Origin of the sequence: Mesorhizobium sp. M6A.T.Cr.TU.016.01.1.1, from assembly GCF_003952585.1 — a bacterium.
Lineage (GTDB): Bacteria > Pseudomonadota > Alphaproteobacteria > Rhizobiales > Rhizobiaceae > Mesorhizobium > Mesorhizobium mediterraneum.
Map to the genome: position 1 here is coordinate 2,653,537 of NZ_CP034452.1, position 18,337 is coordinate 2,671,873.

Consider the following 18,337-nt stretch of genomic DNA (forward strand, 5'->3'; position numbering starts at 1 on the left):
GGGCAACGCCATGACGACAAACGGCAAGGCGGAGGAGCCGAAGAAGATCAACGTCGCGCTGCAGGGCGGCGGCTCGCACGGCGCCTTTTCCTGGGGCGTGCTCGACCGGCTGCTGGAGGACGGACGGCTCGAGATAGCGGCGGTTTCGGGCACCAGCGCCGGCGCCATGAACGCCGTGGCGCTGGCCGATGGCTTCGTCCGCGGCGGCGTCGAGGGCGCGCGGCGGAAACTCGACGATTTCTGGCGCGCAGTGGCGCTGAAGGGACGGTTCAGCCCGGTGCAGCGCATGCCGTGGGACGTGGCCTGGGGCAACTGGTCGATCGAGAATACGCCCGGCTATCTGTTCTTCGACACCATGTCGCGGGTGTTTTCGCCCTATGTCGCCAACCCGCTCGGCCTCAACCCGCTGCGCGATGTGATCGAGCAGGAGATCGATTTCGGCAATGTGCGCGCCTGCAGGTCGATGGAGCTGTTTATCTCCGCGACCAATGTCGAGACCGGGCAGTTGCGCGTCTTTTCCGATGGCGAGATCGACCTCGACACGGTGATGGCGTCTGCCTGCCTGCCGCAGCTGTTCCGCGCCGTCGAGATCAAGGGCGTGCCCTACTGGGACGGCGGCTATGGCGGCAATCCGGCGCTGTTCCCGTTCTTCAAGACGGCTGCCACCGAGGACGTGCTTTTGGTGCAGATCAATCCGGTGGTCCGCGAAGGGACGCCGAAGAGCGCCAACGAAATCCAGAACCGCATCGACGAGATCACCTTCAACGCCGGGCTGCTGCGTGAATTCCGTTCGATCGCCTTCGTCAAGGAACTGATCGCCGCCGGCCGGCTGCCGCATGGCGAATACCGCGACATCCGCATGCACCGCATCGATGCCGACGAGGCGTTCAAGGATCTGTCGGCATCGTCCAAGGTCAATGCCGAATGGGCGTTCCTGACCTATCTGCGCGACCTTGGCCGCACCGCCGCCAGCGACTGGCTGGAGGAGAATTACGACGCCGTCGGCAAGCGGCCGACGCTTGATCTCTCAGGCGAGTTCGACGACGGCTTCAAGCCGGTGCGTGGTCCGGCACCGGGCCGGCGGGTCAAGGAGTTCCTCGCGGCACGCAAGAAGCCGGAGGCGGCGCACCGCCAAGCCTGAGGCATTTGGAGACGTCAGCCTTTTTTCAAGGCTAGATCGATCACCCTGATCAGTGCGGCCGCCGCTTGCCGCTGTTCGTCAGGATCGCTGATGCGCGTCTTCATGCCTTCCAGCCCGTCGAGCAGCATGTCGGCCAGCAATTTTGCCGACAGGCCCTTGGCGGTGAGATCGACGCCATTTTCGATGGCCTCGTCCTCGATTGCGGTTGCGACATGCTCGACAAGGCCGCCGCGCCAGCATCCGACCAGATCGGCCACGCTCGATTTCATGTCGAGGAGTTCAGCGCCGTGCGGCGAGGCGTGGACGGTGCGCATCATCGAGATCAGCGCTTCGTCGATGGCCCGCGTCATGCGCTCGGCGAAGGCGCTGTCGCCGGCAAGCGCCGCTTTCGCCTGCTCGATCGAACGGCCAAGCAGCATCATGGCGATGGCGCGGTAGATGTCGGTCTTGTTCTTGAACTGGAGATAGAGCGCCGGCCGCGACATATCGGCGGCACGCGCAATGTCGTCCATGGTGGTGCGGGCGAAACCATAGGCCAAAAACACCTTCATCGCGCCGTCGAGGATACGGGCGCGTTTGGGGTCTATGTCGGCGATGTCTTCGATCTCGATCATGGTGCAACTTTATCCTGCAAAAGCTCTGTTGACAAAATAACGAAATTTGTCAAGATGTTTGAGGCACGAAGCGAGCGCTTCTCCCCTGGGCTGTAGACGACAACGAAGGGTATCCCCATGCGCCTCACCGTCGACGGGCAGGCATTCGATATCAATGCCGATCCCGAAATGCCGCTGCTGTGGGCGCTGCGGGATCTCATGGGCAAGACCGGGCCGAAGTTCGGCTGCGGCATTGCCGCCTGCGGCGCCTGCACGGTGCATGTCGACGGCCAGCCCGTGCGCTCCTGTTCATTGCCGGTCGGTGAGGTCACCGGCGCGGTCATCACGATCGAAGGCATCGGCACCGAAGGCAGACTGCATCCGGTACAGCAGGCATGGCTGGAAGAGCAGGTCGCTCAGTGCGGCTACTGCCAGGCCGGCCAGATCATGAGCGCGGTGGCGCTGCTCGACGAGGTTGCCGACCCGACCGATGCCGACATCGACAATGCTATGGGCGGCAATCTCTGCCGCTGCGGCACCTACCCGAAGATCCGCGCGGCGATCAGACGAGCGGTCGTCCTCAAGACGGCGGGGATCTGACCATGGCCAGTGTCGGAAAGACCGCCCGCCGCACGTTTCTCATCGGCGCGGCTGCCATCGCGGGTGGCGTCGCCGTCGGTTATTATTACTATCGCAAACCCTATCCGAATCCGCTGGAAGGCGATCTCGCCGCTGATGAAGCGACCTTCAATCCCTATGTGAAGATCGGCGCCGACAACACCATCACCATCGTTGCGCCGCGTGCCGAGATGGGACAAGGCATCTCGACGACGCTCGCCGCCATGGTTGCCGAAGAGCTTGATGTCGGGCTCGACCAGGTCAAGGTCGAGCACGGCCCGGCCTCCTACGCCTATTACAACTCAGCGATCCTGGAAGAGGGCGGTCCGTTCGCCTTCTTCGACGAAAGCATGACCGCGGAAGCAGTGCGCGCCGGCATGGGCGTGGTCGGAAAATTCCTCGCCCTCCAAGGCACAGGCGGCTCGGCCTCGACGCGCGACGCTTTCCTGAAGATGCGGCAGGCAGGTGCCGCCGCGCGGCAGATGCTGATTGCAGCGGCCGCGCAAAAGCTCGGCATAGCCGCCGCCGAGCTGGAAACGGCCAATGGCAGGGTCCTGCACAAGGCGTCGGGCAAGTCGGTGACCTATGGCGCTGTCGCCGCGACCGCTGCGACGATGGCGCCGCCTGCGGATGTCAGGCTCAAGGACAAAGCTGACTGGAAACTGCTCGGCAAACCGCAAAAACGCATCGACATGCCGGCCAAGGTCACCGGGGCGCCGATTTTCGGCATCGACGTGACGTTGCCGGACATGCTGTACGGGACGATCAAGATGAGCCCGCGCTTCTGGGCCAAGCCGGTCAAGGCGGACCTCTCCAAGGCCGGCAAAATGCCTGGTGTGATCAAGATCGTGCCGATCGAAACGAATTACGGCCACGGCTTCGGCATCATCGCCGAAAACACCTGGGCGGCATTCAAGGCGGCGGAGGCGATCGACGCTGAATGGGCGGATCCCGAATATCCGTTGGACAGCGCCGCGATTTCCGACGTGCTGAAGCAGGCGCTTGGGACCAAAGGCTCGGTGATGCGCGACGATGGCGATGTCGATACCGCCTTCGCCGACGCGCCGCGCGAAAGAATAGTCGAGGCCGACTACGCGGTGCCCTATCTGGCACATGCGACGATGGAGCCGATGAACGCCACGGCGCGGTTGAAGGACGGCGTCCTCGACATCTGGTGCGGCAACCAGGCGCCGACCTTGGTGCGCCAGCTTTGCGCCAGTGTTGTCGGCATCGAGCAGGACAAGGTCAACGTCCACACCACATTCATGGGCGGCGGTTTCGGTCGACGTGTCGAGGTGGATTATGCGCTCTGTGCCGCGCTGATGGCGAAGGAGACCGCAGGCCGGCCGATCAAGGTGATCTGGACGCGCGAGGAGGACATGCGCCACGACGCGTACCGGCCAGCCGCGATCGGCAAATTCCAGGCGCGGCTTGGCGGCGACGGCATGCCGGTCGCCGTCGACATGACAATCGCCTCGCCATCGCTGATAGCCAGCACCTTGCGCCGGCTGTTTCCCTCGATATCGCCGCTCGGCCCCGACAAGTCGATCGTCGACGGAGCCCATAACCAGCCCTATACGATCCCGAACTACCGGGTGACTGGCGTCGCCGCACCCGTCTCGATCCCTGTCGGCTCCTGGCGATCGGTCGGCAGTTCAATCAACGGCTTCTTCCATGAAGGATTTCTGGACGAGATCGCCGTCGCCGGGAAAACCGATCCGGTCGAACTGCGCAAGAAGCTGATGGCTGCCTATCCGGCAGCGGTGAAGGTGGTCGAGAAGGTCGCCGAAATGGCAAAATGGGGCGAGGCGCTGCCCGCCGGCAAGGCCAAGGGCATGGCGTTCACGCTGTCCTTCGGCAGTTGGGTCGGCGAGATCGTCCAGGTCGCCGACACGCCGGCCGGAATCCGCATTGAGAAGGTGTGGATCGCCGCCGATGTCGGCACCGCACTCGATCCCGGCATCATCGAGGCGCAGCTCATCTCCGCCGCCATCTATGGCCTGTCGGCGGCGATGGCTCAGGAAATCAGCTTTGCCGACGGCATGGTCGAACAGTCGAATTTTCACGACTACGATGCCATGCGCATCTCCCAGTGTCCGGCGTTCGAAGTCGCAATACTGGAGAATTTTCACAAGATGGGCGGCGTCGGCGAGGTCGGCACGCCGCCGGCGGCACCGGCACTCGCCAACGCCATCTTCGCACTGACCGGCAAGCGCATCCGGACACTGCCCATGTCGAGGGAGGTGACCTTCGCATGAAACTGGTTTCCACCATGCTGACAGCTGCTGCCACGCTGTTTCGATGGCGCCTTTCCCAACGGCACCGGAAAGCCGAACACAGAACCGATGATGGTCGACGCAACCAAGGGTTTGCCCGAGGAATGCGGTCTACACGGTACTCTTGCATCCGCGTTGCGCCGAGTGCGATGTCGCAGACGAACGGCCGCGCTGGTCCGGCGCGCCTCATGGCGGCGAGCGCGTCCTGCCCAGCGAAGTAATAACCCATCAACTTTTCTGACTATATTGCGGTGCAACTTTGATGTAGAAGCTCGTTCGTCGATCACGGCAAGTTGAACACGGCCTTGCGCGCACCCATATCGGCGACGCGCCGAGTTAGAAGACGCGGCCTGGCCGATTCCCGCGCACTGGAAAAACGATGATGCCGAAATACAGGTTTCACAAGCTTGCAGCCATTGTTGTGCTTGTCGGGTTCGCTGCCTGGATGGTGACGGGCGAGTTCTCGTCCGTCGGGAGCGCGTCTGCCGACAACAAGCCCAAGGCAGGCGAAGTCGAGCAGCCAAACACGGCTGACGCGGGTAAGCCCAAGCCCACTGAGGCAGAACAGCCAAAGGCAGCCTTACGCACCGTCGCGGTCATTACCCCGCCGCGGCGCACCTATGCGCGCGCCATCCGGATTTCCGGACTGACCGAAGCCGATAAGCGCGCGGTCCTGGCGACGCGTGTCGCCGGCGTCATCGACAAGCTGCCGGTCAAGCAGGGACAGCGCGTCAAGACCGGCGACCTCGTGCTGATGTTGGCAGCCGAGGAAAAGCTTTCGGCGGTCAGCAACGCCAAGCAGCTTTTGGTTCAGCGTCAGGCCGAACTCGATGCAGCGTTGCGGCTGATGAAAACCGGCAATCTGCCCAAGCTGCAGCTCGACACGGCCCGCTCCAACCTCACGCTGGCCCAGTCGCACCTGGAAGCCGCGCAGGCCGAGCTCGACCGCAACGAGGTGAAGGCGCCGTTCGACGGCGTCATCGACCGGGTGCCGGTGGAGCTTGGCAGTTCCGTGATGCAGGGCGGTGAGGTGGCGACCATTCTGAAGCTCGATCCGGTAATTGCCCGCGGCGAAGTCAGCGAACGTGATCTCGGCTATCTGAAGATCGGCGACAAAGCGAATGTACGGTTGGTCAGCGGCCAGACCGTCGAGGGCACCGTGCGCTATATCAGCCGCGACGCCTCCTCCGCCACCCGCACCTTCCGCGTCGAGATCGCGATCCCCAATCCCGAGGGCACCATTCCGGCCGGGATGACGGCCGAGATCGCGCTGAGCGCGCAGCCGACCGACGCCGTCATGCTGCCGCGCTCGGTGGTCACGCTCGGCGACAAGGGCGACCTCGGCATTCGCGCCGTCGACAAGGACGACAAGGTCGTGTTCTTCCCGATCGACCTCGTCGACGACACGCCAACCGGCCTGGTGCTCGGCGGCATCCCTGCCGATGCGCGCATCATCGTCGCCGGCCAGGAACTGGTGAAAGAAAGCGAAGTGATCAAGCCGGTCGAGGCCGACCAGGCGACCATCCAGAAGCTGTTGGGCGAAGCGACGGCCGGGACGCAATAATCATGGATATCGTCAAGCTCGCAATCAACAATGCCCGGCTGACCATTTCGGTCCTGATCTTCCTCATCCTTGCGGGTGCGGTCGCCTATCAGTCGACGCCGAAGGAAGCGGAACCCGACGTTCCGATTCCGATGATGTATGTCAGCCTGATCTATCAGGGCATCTCGCCCGAGGATTCGGAGCGCCTTCTGCTGCGGCCGATGGAAGCCAAGCTGAAAAGCCTCAAGGGCCTCAAGGAAATGCGCTCGGCCGCCTTCCAGGGCGGCGGCTATGTGCTGGTCGAGTTCCAGCCGCAGACGGACCTGGCGACGGCGCTGCAGGATACACGCAGCAAGGTCCAGGACGGCAAGGCCGACCTGCCTCAGGCAGCCGAGGAGCCTGTGGTCACCGAAGTCAACATCTCCGAATTCCCCGTCCTGGTGGTGACGCTGTCGGGCGAGGTGCCCGAACGCGTGCTGACGGCGGCGGCGCGCGAGTTGCGCGATCGTATCGAGGAAGTGCCGGGCGTGCTGGAAGGCTCGCTGCAGGGCGCGCGCGACGATCTCGTCGAAGTCGTCATCGATCCGATGAAACTATCTTCCTACGGGCTGCAGCTCGAGCAGCTGATCGGCGCCGTCGGCAATTCCAACAGTCTTGTCGCCGCCGGCAACATCGAAGGATCCGAAGGCAAATACGCGGTCAAGGTTCCCTCGCTTATCGAGACTCCGGAGGACGTCGCAAACCTGCCGGTCGTGGCCACCCCCAACGCGGTGGTGCAGGCCAAGGACATCGCCACCATCCGCTCCACCTTCAAGGATGCCGAGACGGTCACCCGCCTCGACGGCAAGCCGGCGATTGCAATCGAGGTGAAGAAGCGCATCGGCGCCAACCTGATCGATACGATTGCCAAGGTCACGGAAGTCTCCGACGCCTTCATAAAGACCATGCCGGAAGGCATGCATGTCACCTACACGCAGGACAAGTCGGTCTTCGTCAACCAGTTGCTCGGCGATCTGCAGAACCACGTCGTGATCGCCGTGATCCTGGTGTTCATCGTCATTCTCTACGCGCTGTCGGGCCGGGCCTCGGTGCTGATTGGCCTCGCCATTCCATCGTCTTTCCTGATCGGCATCCTTCTGTTGGCCATGATGGGCTACACGATCAACATGATCGTGCTGTTCAGCCTCATCCTGGCGGTCGGCATGCTGGTCGACGATGCCATTATCGTCACCGAATTCGCCGAGCGGCGCATGAGCGAAGGCATGCCGAAGGCAGAGGCCTTCGAGCTTGCCGCCAAGCGCATGGCCGGTCCGGTCATCGCCGCGACGATGACGCGCATCGCCGCCTTTTCGCCTCTGCTGTTCTGGCCAGGCATCATCGGCGACTTCATGAAATACATGCCGATCACGCTGATCGTCACGCTTTCGGCCTCGATGCTCTATGCGCTGGTCTTTGCGCCGACGCTGGGCGCCTTGTTCGCCAAGGCGCCGCCCCATGACGAGGACGACAACCGTGATGGCTGGTACATGGCCGTGGTCAAGCAGGCGGTGCGCTTTCCCGTCACCGTGCTTCTGCTCACCGTCGCGCTTTTGTTCGGTGTCGGCTTTGCCTATTCGAAATACGGCGCAGGCGTCGAGTTCTTCCCGAATGTCGAGCCTGACTACGGCCTGCTCTATGTGCACGCCCGCGGCAACCTTTCGCTCGCCGAAATGGATGCCTCCACAAAGATCGCCGAGGACCGGCTTCTCGGCTGGCCAGGCGTGAAGTCGGTCTATACCCGTGTCGGCAAGACGCAAGGCGGTGGCCAGGACATACCTGAAGACGTGGTCGGGGTGATCCAATACGAATTCGTCGACTGGCGCGAGCGCAAATCGGCGAATGCGATCCTGGACGAACTGCGCGGCGTCATGGCCGGCATTCCCGGCGTCGACGTCGAGGTTCGCGTGCCCGAGGCCGGCCCGCCCACCGGCAAGCCGATCCAGATCAGGCTTTCGGCCGTCGATCCGAAAGGTCTCGACGACAAGGCACGCGCGGTCGCCGCCCGCATTGCCAAGGTGTCCGGTGTGATTGACATTTCCGACGGCCTGCCGCCGCCCGGCGTCGACTGGGCGCTTGAGGTCGATCGCGCCAAGGCGGCACAATACGGCATCAGCCCGACCTCGGTCGGAACGGTGGTGCAATTGGTGACGAATGGGCTGAAGCTCAGTGAATACCGGCCAGCCGGGGCGGATGACGCCGTCGACATCAGGCTGCGCCTGCCGGAAGACCGGCGCACGCTGTCGGCGCTCGACGATCTCAGGGTGCAGACCTCGCAAGGCTCGGTGCCGATCTCGAATTTCGTCGTGCGCAAGCCGGAGCCGACCGTCGGCATCCTCAACCGCATCGACGGCGCGCGCACGGTGGTCATCCAGGCCAATGTCGCCGCCGGCGAACAGGTCGCTGCTGTCCAGCAGCAGGTCACCCAGGCCGTCGCCGACATGGACCTCGGCAGCGGCATACGCTGGAAGCTCGCAGGCTCGAACGAGGACAGCGCGGAGGCCAGCGCCTTCCTCAGCAAAGCTTTCGGCGCCGCGATCTTCCTGATCTTCATCGTGCTTCTGGCGCAGTTCAACAAGTTCACCAGCGTCTGGCTGGTGCTGTCCTGCGTTGTCATGGCAACGGTCGGCGTGTTCCTGGGACTCCTGATAACGGGAGAAACATTCGGCATCGTCATGTCGGGCATCGGCGTCATCGCGCTGGCCGGCGTGGTGGTGAACAACAACATCGTGCTGATCGACACCTATGACCGGCTGCGTGAAGAGGGCTGGGACAAGGTCGAAGCGGTGCTGCAGACCTGCCGCGAACGCGCGCGCCCCGTCGTGCTGACGGCGGTGTCGGCGATTCTCGGCGTGTTGCCGATCGCCTTCGGCCTCGGCCTCGAAATCTTCCATCACGAGACGACGATCAACGCGCCGTCGACGCAATGGTGGATTTCACTGTCCTCGGCGATCGTCTTCGGCCTGTCGTTCGCCACCGTGCTGACGCTGGTGGTAACGCCGTCGATGCTGATGGTGTTCACCCGGGCCAAGGTCAAGCCCGGCGCACGGCGCGGCTGGTTCAGCCGCTTGTTTGGGCGCGGCAAGGGTGCGATCTCGCCGGAGGAGTCGACACCAGAGCTGGACGCCGAACCGGCGATCGCCTTCCCGAAGGCCGCCGAATAGGCCGATTTTGCTTGGAGTGCCGCGCGTCCATTGGCCGCTCAAAGAAGAGGCCGCTCGGGAACAACCGGGCGGCCTTTCGCATTGTAGCGGTATAGTAGCACCTCATGGCGAGGAATCTCTCATGACGCTCAGCACCATTCTCATCATTATTTTGATCCTCATCCTGATCGGCGCAGTGCCGACGTGGCCGCATTCGCGATCCTGGGGCTATGGCCCTTCCGGTATCGTCGGCGTCATTCTGATCGTGCTGCTGGTGCTGCTGTTGATGGGCAGGATCTGAAGCCTTGTGCCTACGGCAAGCCGCGGAGGCCTATCGGCCGCCGCTGCTTCTCCTGATCAGGCATCTTCTGTCAGGCGGCGATCCGGTTGCCTGCTGCACCGGCGGTTGGAATGCCGATGTCGTTCAGGGCATCCGCGATGGCTTTATCCAGCGGCGTATGCGGGATCGTGCCGATGATGCCCTCCAGCCTCGCCGAGGTTAGCTGGTGTGGCTCGAAGCGAAGGTAGGACATCGAGACGAGCTCGCGCCACATCGCCACGAACGGGCTGCCGGCGCGCAGCACCCACCACGGCATCGACGTTAGTTTCAGCGTGCGCCCCAGGGCCTGTTCCGCGGTCGCCTTGATCTCCAGATCGGTGACGGCGTGGCCCGGAAAGTTCAGCGCCTCGTAGGAGCCGAGCTTGTTGAGGTTTTCGGTCAATCCGACGAAAGCCTTGGCCAGGTCTGGCAGATAGGCCCATTCATGCACGAGATCGGCCGGTCCGGGGGCCGTATAGACGCCCTTGTCCATCTTGGCGGCCACAATCAGATCGAACCACGAGCCGGTGCCGGTGCCGCCGAAAAAATCGCCGGCTCGCAGCAGAATGGTGCGCACTCGACCCGCTTCGGCCTCGCGGCGAAAGAGGTCTTCCATGGCGACGCGGATGCGGCCCTTTTCGGTCGTCGGGAGAAATGGCGTGTCTTCGGTGATCACCGTCGGCATCGGTGAGCCGTAATTGTAAACGTTGCCTGGAGCGAGGTGCAATGCGTCGTTCGCCCGGCACGCGGCCATGACGTTCTCGGCCATCGGCAGGCACTTCCCCCAGTCGGTGTAGATCGGGTTGAGGCCGTTGAAGATGATGTCGACGCCTTCGGTGGCGCGGATAAGCGCCTCGCGATCGAGGCCATCGCCGGCGGCGGCCGTGGCGCCGGTGAGCTCTGCCGGTATCTTGCCGCTGCGGGTGACGGCGCGGACATCATAGCCGGCGTCGATAAAGGCCTTGGCCACCACGCGGCCGAGCCGGCCATTGGCACCGAGAATTGCAATCTTGGTCATTTTTCGTCTCCGTGTTTGCGTTACGCTCGCAATATGACCCGCTCGAAAATGAATGGAAATTGACTGAATTTGGCGATATGATATTCAGTTTTGAATGGAAATCGACTGGAACCTGATTAAGAGCTTCGTCACCGTGGCGGAAACCGGCAGCCTGTCCGCTGCCGCGCGTAAGCTGGCCGCAAGCCAGCCGACGCTCGGCCGCCATATCGCCGAGCTGGAGCAGGCGCTCGGCGTCACCCTGTTCCGGCGCGGGCGGCGCGGCTATGCGCTGACCGAAGCCGGCAGCACGCTCTATGAACGCGGCCGAGCGGTGAGCGAGCAGGCAAGCGCCTTTTCGCTTTTGGCACTGGGATCGGTCGAGGCGATCGAGGGCACGGTGCGGATTGCCGCCAGCGAGGTGGTGGCGGCCTATGTCCTGCCCGAGATGACGGCGCGGCTGGGTGCCGAGGAGCCCGGCATCGAGGTCGAGATTGTCGCGTCGAACCAGGTTGAGAACCTTTTGCGCCGCGATGCCGATATCGCCATCCGCATGGTCAAGCCGGCGCAGAACGAGCTGGTGGCGCGCAAGGTGACCGACATTCCGCTCCGCGCCTGCGCGGCAAAATCCTATCTCGACCGACGCGGTCGTCCGCTCAAGCCCGGCGATCTCGTCGGCCACGACCTGATCGGCTTCGACCGCAGCGACGAGATCATTCGCGGCTTTGCGCAGTTTGGCGTCCCGCTCACCCGCAATGCCTTCCGCTTCAGGACCGACAACCAGATTGTGCTGTGGGAGGCGGTGCGGGCGGGAAACGGTATCGGTTTTGGCCAGGAACCGCTGGCCGACCGCGATCCGTTGGTGGAGACATTGCTGCCGGGCCTCGCGCTGCCGACGCTGCCGGTATGGCTGGCCATGCACCGCGACGTGCGCACCAGCGTGCGCATCCGCCGTGTCGCGGATTTTCTCTATGAGGAGTTGAAGCGCTATTCGGCTGGCGCTGCGTCGGGAGCGAATTCGGCGCGGTGAGCGAGCCCGGCCATCAAAAATACGACGACCAGCAGCCCCGACAAAGCGACGAAGATCGGACCGAAGCTTGAGTGCTCGGCGATGAAGCCGATTGCCGACGGCGCCACCAGAATGCCGGAATAGCCCATTGTGGTGACGACACTCATGCCGGTGCCGGACGACATGCCTTCCTGGTTGCCGCCAGCCGAAAACAGGATCGGCACCATATTGGCGATGCCGAAGCCGCAGAAGGCAAAAGCCGCGATGGCGAGCCAGGGCGAGGGCGCCAGCCCGGCCACCAGCATGCCGGCAGCGGCGACAAGGGCCGAGACGCGCAGCGTCGTCACCGCGCCGAAACGGTTGCGCACGCCGTCGCCAAAGAAACGCATCACGGCCATGATGCCGGAAAAGGCCGCGTAGGCAAGGCCAGCGATGGCAAGATCGGCGCCGAGTTCCTGCTGCAGATACAGCGCCGCCCAGTCGAGCACCGCGCCCTCGGAGATCATCGTCATCAGCGCCATCAGCCCGACCAGATAGACCAGCGGATTTCCAGGCAGGGCAAATTTGCGCTGCCCGGTGCCCCTTGATGGTCCTCGGAGCGGCTTGTCTTCGGCGATCAGATAGCGGACTGCCACTGCAACCAGGGCGAAAGCGAACGCCGTCACTACGATCGCATGGGCGAGATGACCATAGTTCTGGATGGCGAACCCGCCGAGAGCGCCGCCGGCGAAACCGCCAAGGCTCCAGAAGCCGTGGGAGGACGACATGATGGCGCGGGACAACCGCCGTTCCACCACCACCGCATTGGCATTCATGGCGACATCCATGCCGCCGATCGAACCGCCGAAGATGAACATGGCGATGGCCGCAAGCGGCACATTGGGCGCGAGCGCCACAACCAGCAGGCCGAAGCTTCCGATGAGACCGAACCAGCGCAGCACGGTGCGCGATCCATGCCTGGAGATCAGGTGGCCGCACCAGGTCATCGCCGTGACTGCGCCGGCGCCGAACAGCAGGATCAGCAGGCCGAGCGTGAACTTCGAGATGTCGAGCCGGGTCAGGAACACCGGGATCTGCGGCGCCCAGGCGCCGGTCAGAAAGCCGTTGGCCAGGAACATGGCCGCCACGGCCCATCGTCCACGAATGGCGGTCTGCATGATTTTTAGCGTGTCCATCGTGTAGAATCCGGTGCGAAAATAGCTTCGCGCGGCAAATTAGATCGATTCAATTTCCAGTCAAGCGCTCCCGGTTGAAAGTGCTTGGGCCAAGCCAAAAGGTTCCGTCATGGACCTCCGGTCCCCTCGCGTCGGCGAACCATCTCGGCGATCCACATCGGTGCATAAGGTGGCGTGCAGCCAGGCGATGCAGGATAGTCGATGAGGACAGCGAGCCGTTCGCCAATCCCGATTGCTCGCGTTCGAAGTTTCGGGTGGTGAATGCCGATCTCGGCGAGGCAATGGTTCATGGCCCATTGTTTCAGGGCAGGCGCCTCTCTCATCTCCTTCTCAATCTGGTCGAGCAGGGCATCGAGATCGAGGCACTCGGCGTTCTTGACGACCCTTTCGGTCGTCAGGCTCCAGCCTGCGCGACCGACAAGGTCGTCGCCGTCCTTCCAGCCCGGACGAAGTTCTTCGGCGTGGCGGCCGGGCTTCACCACGTTCACGATGAACCAATCGAGCAGCTTGGGAGAGCGAATGTCGCTTATCATCGTGTCGAGCTCGGCCGCAGAGAAGGCCTTCGGCCTGCACACCAGGGTCGCGACAAGGCGCGCGGCGGTGTCTCCTGTAGCCCAGAGCTGAAGTGCGAGGTCATGCTGGGTCTTCAATCGCTTGGCGAGAGCGCGAAGATGGGTGAGGTTCACACCGTGATCGTCGCCACGGCGTTCATTGGCCTCGCGCATCTTCGGATCTTCGAGCGCGACGAGCTCGCGCAAGACGTCCTTGACTGTTGACATGATGCTCTCCTCCCTTCGCAGCGTTCCTCTCGGTTTGCGCTGACCGGCTCGGGCCGAACTCGGTCGTTCAGCGATCCTAATGATCCCTGGGGCGTCTTGCCTCGAACTCCGCCTTCTTGGCATCGGAGGCGTCAAGCTGATTGAGCGTCTGCCATTCGGCATAGGGCATGCCGTAGATGATCTCGCGCGACTGGTCCTTGCTGAGATCGACGCCCTCGGCCTCGGCGGCGTCGCGATACCAGTTGGAGAGGCAGTTGCGGCAGAAGCCAGCGAGGTTCATCAGGTCGATGTTCTGCACGTCCGTGCGTTCGCGCAGATGCGCAACCAGCCGGCGGAAGGCGGCGGCTTCGAAATCGCGTTTTTGCTCGTCGCTGAGTTCGGTCATGTGTTCTTGGCCTCCTTGGGCCCTCCCTTACAGCGGCCCGGTGCGCGAGCCGAATCGTTTGACCTGATGTATATCGGGACGGCTGTTGATCGCGTCAACGATCGGCGCCAGCCGTTCGGCCCAGGCGACCGCATTCTTCCCATCGGCGATCAGATCCTGGCGGATTTCGATCAGCGCATGGGCAAAGCCGTTGACGATGGCATGCCTGAACATGGTGTCGCCACGTAGCGCGCCGTCATAAGGCTCGTTATCACCGACGACGAGGTCTTTGTCGGCGGCCAGCATATCGATCAGCGGTCGCGCCACTCGGTCGTCGCGATCCCACAAGATACCGACATGCCAGGGGCGCACGAAGCCCTGCATGAACGGGGTGAAGGAATGTACCGAAAAGATGAAGGGCGCACTCGCGGAAGCCTGGGCCACCGAGGCAATCATGGCGCCGACCGCATCGTGATAGGGCCGGTAGAAGCGATCGAGCCGCCTTTCACGTTCTTCCGGGGCGAGCGGATAATTTCCCGAAATGACGGTGCCGTCATAGAGTTGGCGGATCAGCGTCGGATCGTCCTCGCCGCGATTGGGGTCGATCAGAAGCCGCGAAAAGTTGGTGAGCACCGCCGGCACGCCGAGCAAAGCCGCCAGCTCGCGCGTCACTGTCTCGACACCGATGTCGTAGGCGATATGGCGGTCGAATTCCACCGCCGGCAGGCCGAGGCTGCCATAGTCCTCCGGCAGGTCGCGACGAGCGTGATCGGCCAAGAGCACGACGCCTCGCTTGCGGTCGCCTTCGACGATGTCGAATGGCGCGAAAACTGTGGATCGGGTCATCGGCGGGAAATGGTCTGTTCGCTGGCTTCCGGGGAGGGTGGTATCGTCATTCCACGAAGAGGACGCGTGCGCAATGCCGTCGTTTGGCCACGGTTTCTGCGGAAATCTGGCGGAAGGTGACAGACCATGCGCCGGAGCCTTTCTAAATCGATTGGAATTGAGCAAAAGGGCGCGTTGACATGCGCCCGGACTTTTCCGAAAAGGGGCGTTGAGAGATGCAAATGTGGTTCTTGAAGGGTTTCAGGATGGGTTCCGCCGGCAAGTCGCGCGTGCGCTACGGCTTCGCCATGCCGCTCCTGACCCTTGCCGTGGGCCTCGCCGCGATGGTTGCTGCCTCGCCCGCGCGCGCCGATTTCCGTGTCTGCAACGCCACGCAGAATCTGGTCGGCGTCGGCATCGGCTATCGCGCCAAGGCCGGCTGGATCACCGAGGGCTGGTGGCATATCGAGGGATCGAGCTGCAAGACGTTGATCGAAGGGCCGCTGTCATCAAGGTTTTACTATCTTTATGCAGAAGACGCCGAGCGTGGCGGGCGCTGGGATGGCCCGATCAACATGTGCGTGGCCGAAAAAGAGTTCAAGATCGCCGGCGTTGCCGATTGCGTCGCTCGGGGCTTCCAGCGCGCCGGATTCCAGGAATATGACACGGGCGAGCAGGCAAGCTGGATGGTCCAGCTGACCGATGACCCCGCAACGGGGGGCGCTCCAGCCGCCCCGGGAACAAACAGTCAATGAGACGCAGCCGCAAGGTCAAGATACTCGCCACCATCGGTCCGGCCTCCTCCTCCGAGGACATGCTGAAGAAGCTCTTCGAAGCCGGCGCCGACGTGTTTCGCATCAATATGAGCCACACCGATCATGAATTGATGCGCACACTTGTCGGTCGCATCCGCAACGTCGAGAAAGCGGTCGGCCGGCCGATCGGCATTCTCGCCGACCTGCAGGGGCCCAAGCTGCGGGTCGGCAAATTCGCCAACGGCAAGGAGGCGCTGACACGCGGCCAGACGTTCACGCTCGACGACAATCCCGAGCCCGGCAATTCGACCAGGGTCTATCTGCCCCACCCCGAAATCCTGAGATCGGTCGAGGCCGGTCACCGCCTTTTGATCGATGACGGCAAGCTCGAGCTGAAGGCGGTGAGGAGCGACGGCAAGGCGATCGTCTGCACCGTCGTGGCCGGCACCACCATCTCCGACAAGAAGGGCGTCAGCCTGCCCGACACCGACCTACCGGTCGGCGCGCTGACCGAAAAGGACCGCAGGGACCTGGATGCGGTGCTGGCCACCGGCGTCGACTGGGTGGCGCTGTCGTTCGTGCAGCGTCCGGAGGATCTGGCGGAAGCGCGCAAGATCGCGCGCGGCCGGGCGCTCATCATGGCCAAGATCGAAAAGCCGCAAGCCGTCGCCCGGCTGGCCGAGATCATCGAACTTTCGGACGCACTGATGGTTGCTCGCGGCGATCTCGGCGTTGAAATGCCGCTCGAAGCCGTGCCCGGCATCCAGAAGCAGATCACCCGCGCCGCGCGCCGCGCCGGCAAGCCGGTGGTGATCGCCACGCAGATGCTGGAATCGATGATCACCGCGCCAGTGCCGACCCGCGCCGAAGTGTCGGACGTCTCGATCGCCGTGTTCGAAGGCGCCGACGCCATCATGCTTTCGGCCGAATCCGCGGCCGGCTCCTACCCGGTCGAGGCGGTGGCGATGATGAACCGCATCGCCAGCAAGGTCGAAACCGACCCGACCTATGCCGGCATCATCAATGCACAGCGCTCGGAGCCTGAAGCGACCGGCGCCGACGCCATCTCGCTCGCCGCCCGCGAAATCGCCGAGACGCTGAAACTGTCGGCGATCATCAGCTATACGGCGTCGGGCACGACCGGCCTGCGCGCCGCGCGCGAGCGGCCGCAGGTGCCGATCGTCGCGCTGTCGCCGATTGTCAACACGGCGCGGCGGCTGTCGCTTTTGTGGGGCACGCATTGTGTCGTCTCGCCCGATGCCATCGACCTCGACGACATGGTCGACCGCGCTTGCCGCATCGCTTTGGACGAAGGGTTCGGCAAGCCGGGCGACCGGGTCATCATCACGGCCGGCGTGCCGCTGAGGACGCCGGGCTCCACCAACATGCTGCGCATCGCCTATGTCGGTTCGGACGCCCAGATCAGGCGCTAGAGCAAATCACCCAAAGATGCGCAGCGATTTGGGTAAAAACAAAGACTTAAAGCGCGTCGCAAGAATCCATTCAAACGCGACGGCTTTAGGCCGCTCACGCCGAATTCACCAAGCTGAAGCCTCGCCTCGATGGGACTGGGAGCGTAGCGACTTATTGCCGATCAAGAAGGTGAGGCGACGGCGAGCACGATCGCGATTATCAGCAAGAGCGGTCCCATCCATTTGAAATGGCTGGGAAGGCGTGCCAGCCAAGTCTGTTGTCCGGTTTGGGGTTGGTTCGGCAGCTGAAAGAACCCGTAGCCGACGCCCGACATCCATAGACCGGCGCAAAACATTATGAATTCGTCGATGTAAGCTGCGATCATGATTGCCGAACCGCTCCAACCCTAGACAGGAAACCACACCTCGCGCTCACCGACAAGCAGCACTGCAAGAACGGCAGCAATGTTGAAATTGCCGTGGAGCGTCGCAGCCAGGCGCACTGGTCCACCGGCATCAAATCCCTTCGCCGGCAAGTTCTTCCGAAAGCGTGCCGACCTGATCCTGGGCGCTGCGCAGCATCGGATAGATGCTGAGCACGCGCTGCCAGGCTTCCAGCGCCGATTCCTTGTGGCCGGTTACGGCCATGATCTGTGCCAGGCCGGACAGCGCGCCGAAATGGCGCGGCTCGAGCTGCAGCGTGCGGTCGATGTCCGCCATCGATTTCCCAAAATTATTCATCATGAAATGTACGGTGGCGCGCCGGTTCCAGCCTTCCGCATAGGCCGGTTGCAAGGTCACCACCTGGTCGAGGAAGTCGAGCGCCACGTCGAACTTTTTCTCTTCGACCGCCTTTTGCGACCATTGCATCATCAGGTCGATCGAGGCGCTGCCGGATTGCACCCACTCGTTCGAGATGCGCGCGGCGATGCGCTCTGCGGCTTTTTCGTTGCGCTCGCGCTTCAGGTCGACAAACAGCTGGTCGAGCCTTGCCTCCCTGGTCGTGGCAATCGGAGGGGCGACCGTGTCCTCCGCTTGAGCCGGAGGTACGGCGGAGCCGAAAAGAAAAAGCGCCGCGAAGAATGCAAAACGAATCCGCATGGCCGAGAATCTAACCCCGGACGGCAGATCGTCAAACTGAATTTAGCGTGAGAGGGCCGGGAGGCCAGCAATTACATCATGCAAGCGTGGAGGCAGGCCTCCACGCGAAAAGACTCAGCCCTGGCGCGCCTTGTAGCGCGGAGCGGTCTTGTTGATGATGTACACGCGGCCCTTGCGGCGAACCAGCTGGTTGTCGCGGTGACGCGCCTTGAGCGCCTTGAGCGAATTCTTGATCTTCATGGTCTTGCCCGTCG

18 protein-coding genes are annotated in these 18,337 nt (G+C 63.2%); 9 read left to right on the top strand and 9 right to left on the bottom strand.

Going from position 1 to position 18,337, the window contains the following annotated elements; genetic code table 11:
• Positions 1-10: 10 nt before the first annotated feature.
• Complete coding sequence (locus tag EJ075_RS12690) at positions 11-1,141, top strand: patatin-like phospholipase family protein (protein WP_126104567.1); 1,131 nt, start codon at positions 11-13, stop codon at positions 1,139-1,141.
• A 14-nt stretch (positions 1,142-1,155) separates the two neighbouring features.
• Here EJ075_RS12690 and EJ075_RS12695 read toward each other — a convergent pair whose 3' ends face one another.
• Positions 1,156-1,755, bottom strand: a complete 600-nt coding sequence (locus EJ075_RS12695; protein WP_126104568.1) for a TetR/AcrR family transcriptional regulator — start codon at positions 1,753-1,755, stop codon at positions 1,156-1,158.
• Positions 1,756-1,872: 117 nt separating this feature from the next.
• Here EJ075_RS12695 and EJ075_RS12700 point away from each other — a divergent pair, with 117 nt between their 5' ends.
• The 5 genes from EJ075_RS12700 (at position 1,873) to EJ075_RS12720 (ending at position 9,651) form a co-directional block, all read left to right on the top strand.
• The gene (locus EJ075_RS12700; RefSeq protein WP_095487340.1) at positions 1,873-2,334 is read left to right on the top strand and encodes a (2Fe-2S)-binding protein; all 462 of its coding nucleotides are present in this window, start codon (positions 1,873-1,875) and stop codon (positions 2,332-2,334) included.
• A 2-nt stretch (positions 2,335-2,336) separates the two neighbouring features.
• Positions 2,337-4,610: a xanthine dehydrogenase family protein molybdopterin-binding subunit gene (locus EJ075_RS12705; RefSeq protein ID WP_126104569.1), complete on the top strand. Its 2,274-nt coding sequence runs from the start codon at positions 2,337-2,339 to the stop codon at positions 4,608-4,610.
• A 400-nt stretch (positions 4,611-5,010) separates the two neighbouring features.
• Entirely contained in the window at positions 5,011-6,192 is a 1,182-nt protein-coding gene (locus EJ075_RS12710; protein ID WP_126107325.1) for an efflux RND transporter periplasmic adaptor subunit, read from the top strand.
• A gap of 2 nt (positions 6,193-6,194) precedes the next feature.
• Positions 6,195-9,371, top strand: coding sequence for an efflux RND transporter permease subunit (locus EJ075_RS12715; RefSeq protein ID WP_126104570.1), 3,177 nt, complete (start codon positions 6,195-6,197; stop codon positions 9,369-9,371).
• A 121-nt stretch (positions 9,372-9,492) separates the two neighbouring features.
• On the top strand, positions 9,493-9,651 hold the full coding sequence (locus EJ075_RS12720) for a DUF3309 family protein (RefSeq protein ID WP_077375416.1): 159 nt from the start codon (positions 9,493-9,495) through the stop codon (positions 9,649-9,651).
• 70 nt (positions 9,652-9,721) lie between these two features.
• On the opposite strand, the gene EJ075_RS12725 is transcribed toward EJ075_RS12720, so the two are convergent.
• Positions 9,722-10,687: an NAD-dependent epimerase/dehydratase family protein gene (locus EJ075_RS12725; RefSeq protein ID WP_126104571.1), complete on the bottom strand. Its 966-nt coding sequence runs from the start codon at positions 10,685-10,687 to the stop codon at positions 9,722-9,724.
• A gap of 94 nt (positions 10,688-10,781) precedes the next feature.
• Here EJ075_RS12725 and EJ075_RS12730 point away from each other — a divergent pair, with 94 nt between their 5' ends.
• Complete coding sequence (locus tag EJ075_RS12730; protein ID WP_126104572.1) at positions 10,782-11,693, top strand: LysR family transcriptional regulator; 912 nt, start codon at positions 10,782-10,784, stop codon at positions 11,691-11,693.
• On the opposite strand, the gene EJ075_RS12735 is transcribed toward EJ075_RS12730, so the two are convergent.
• The 4 genes from EJ075_RS12735 to EJ075_RS12750 all read right to left on the bottom strand — a co-directional run bounded on the left by EJ075_RS12735 (position 11,651) and on the right by EJ075_RS12750 (position 14,836).
• Positions 11,651-12,847 carry an MFS transporter gene (locus EJ075_RS12735; protein WP_126104573.1) on the bottom strand — a complete coding sequence of 399 codons (1,197 nt, stop codon included), beginning with the start codon at positions 12,845-12,847 and terminating at the stop codon, positions 11,651-11,653. The genes EJ075_RS12730 and EJ075_RS12735 overlap by 43 nt on opposite strands.
• A 107-nt stretch (positions 12,848-12,954) precedes the next feature.
• Positions 12,955-13,626 (bottom strand): DNA alkylation repair protein, encoded by a 672-nt coding sequence (locus EJ075_RS12740; protein WP_126104574.1) that lies wholly within the window; start codon positions 13,624-13,626, stop codon positions 12,955-12,957.
• 76 nt (positions 13,627-13,702) lie between these two features.
• Positions 13,703-14,011: a DUF1244 domain-containing protein gene (locus tag EJ075_RS12745; RefSeq protein WP_095487328.1), complete on the bottom strand. Its 309-nt coding sequence runs from the start codon at positions 14,009-14,011 to the stop codon at positions 13,703-13,705.
• A 27-nt stretch (positions 14,012-14,038) separates the two neighbouring features.
• On the bottom strand, positions 14,039-14,836 hold the full coding sequence (locus EJ075_RS12750) for an N-formylglutamate amidohydrolase (RefSeq protein WP_126104575.1): 798 nt from the start codon (positions 14,834-14,836) through the stop codon (positions 14,039-14,041).
• Positions 14,837-15,123: 287 nt separating this feature from the next.
• Here EJ075_RS12750 and EJ075_RS12755 point away from each other — a divergent pair, with 287 nt between their 5' ends.
• Both EJ075_RS12755 and pyk read left to right on the top strand, forming a co-directional pair.
• On the top strand, positions 15,124-15,570 hold the full coding sequence (locus EJ075_RS12755) for a DUF1036 domain-containing protein (protein WP_245329986.1): 447 nt from the start codon (positions 15,124-15,126) through the stop codon (positions 15,568-15,570).
• Positions 15,567-17,003 (top strand): pyruvate kinase, encoded by a 1,437-nt coding sequence (gene pyk / locus EJ075_RS12760; RefSeq protein WP_126104576.1) that lies wholly within the window; start codon positions 15,567-15,569, stop codon positions 17,001-17,003. Before EJ075_RS12755 ends, pyk begins: the two co-directional genes overlap by 4 nt.
• Positions 17,004-17,164: 161 nt before the next feature.
• Here pyk and EJ075_RS33525 read toward each other — a convergent pair whose 3' ends face one another.
• From EJ075_RS33525 to ykgO, 3 genes are all read right to left on the bottom strand, one after another.
• Entirely contained in the window at positions 17,165-17,368 is a 204-nt protein-coding gene (locus EJ075_RS33525; protein WP_095487322.1) for a hypothetical protein, read from the bottom strand.
• Between the two features lie 130 nt (positions 17,369-17,498).
• Positions 17,499-18,083, bottom strand: a complete 585-nt coding sequence (locus tag EJ075_RS12770; protein WP_095487320.1) for a hypothetical protein — start codon at positions 18,081-18,083, stop codon at positions 17,499-17,501.
• A gap of 114 nt (positions 18,084-18,197) precedes the next feature.
• Positions 18,198-18,323, bottom strand: coding sequence for a type B 50S ribosomal protein L36 (ykgO, locus tag EJ075_RS12775; RefSeq protein WP_006327841.1), 126 nt, complete (start codon positions 18,321-18,323; stop codon positions 18,198-18,200).
• Positions 18,324-18,337 lie beyond the last annotated feature (14 nt).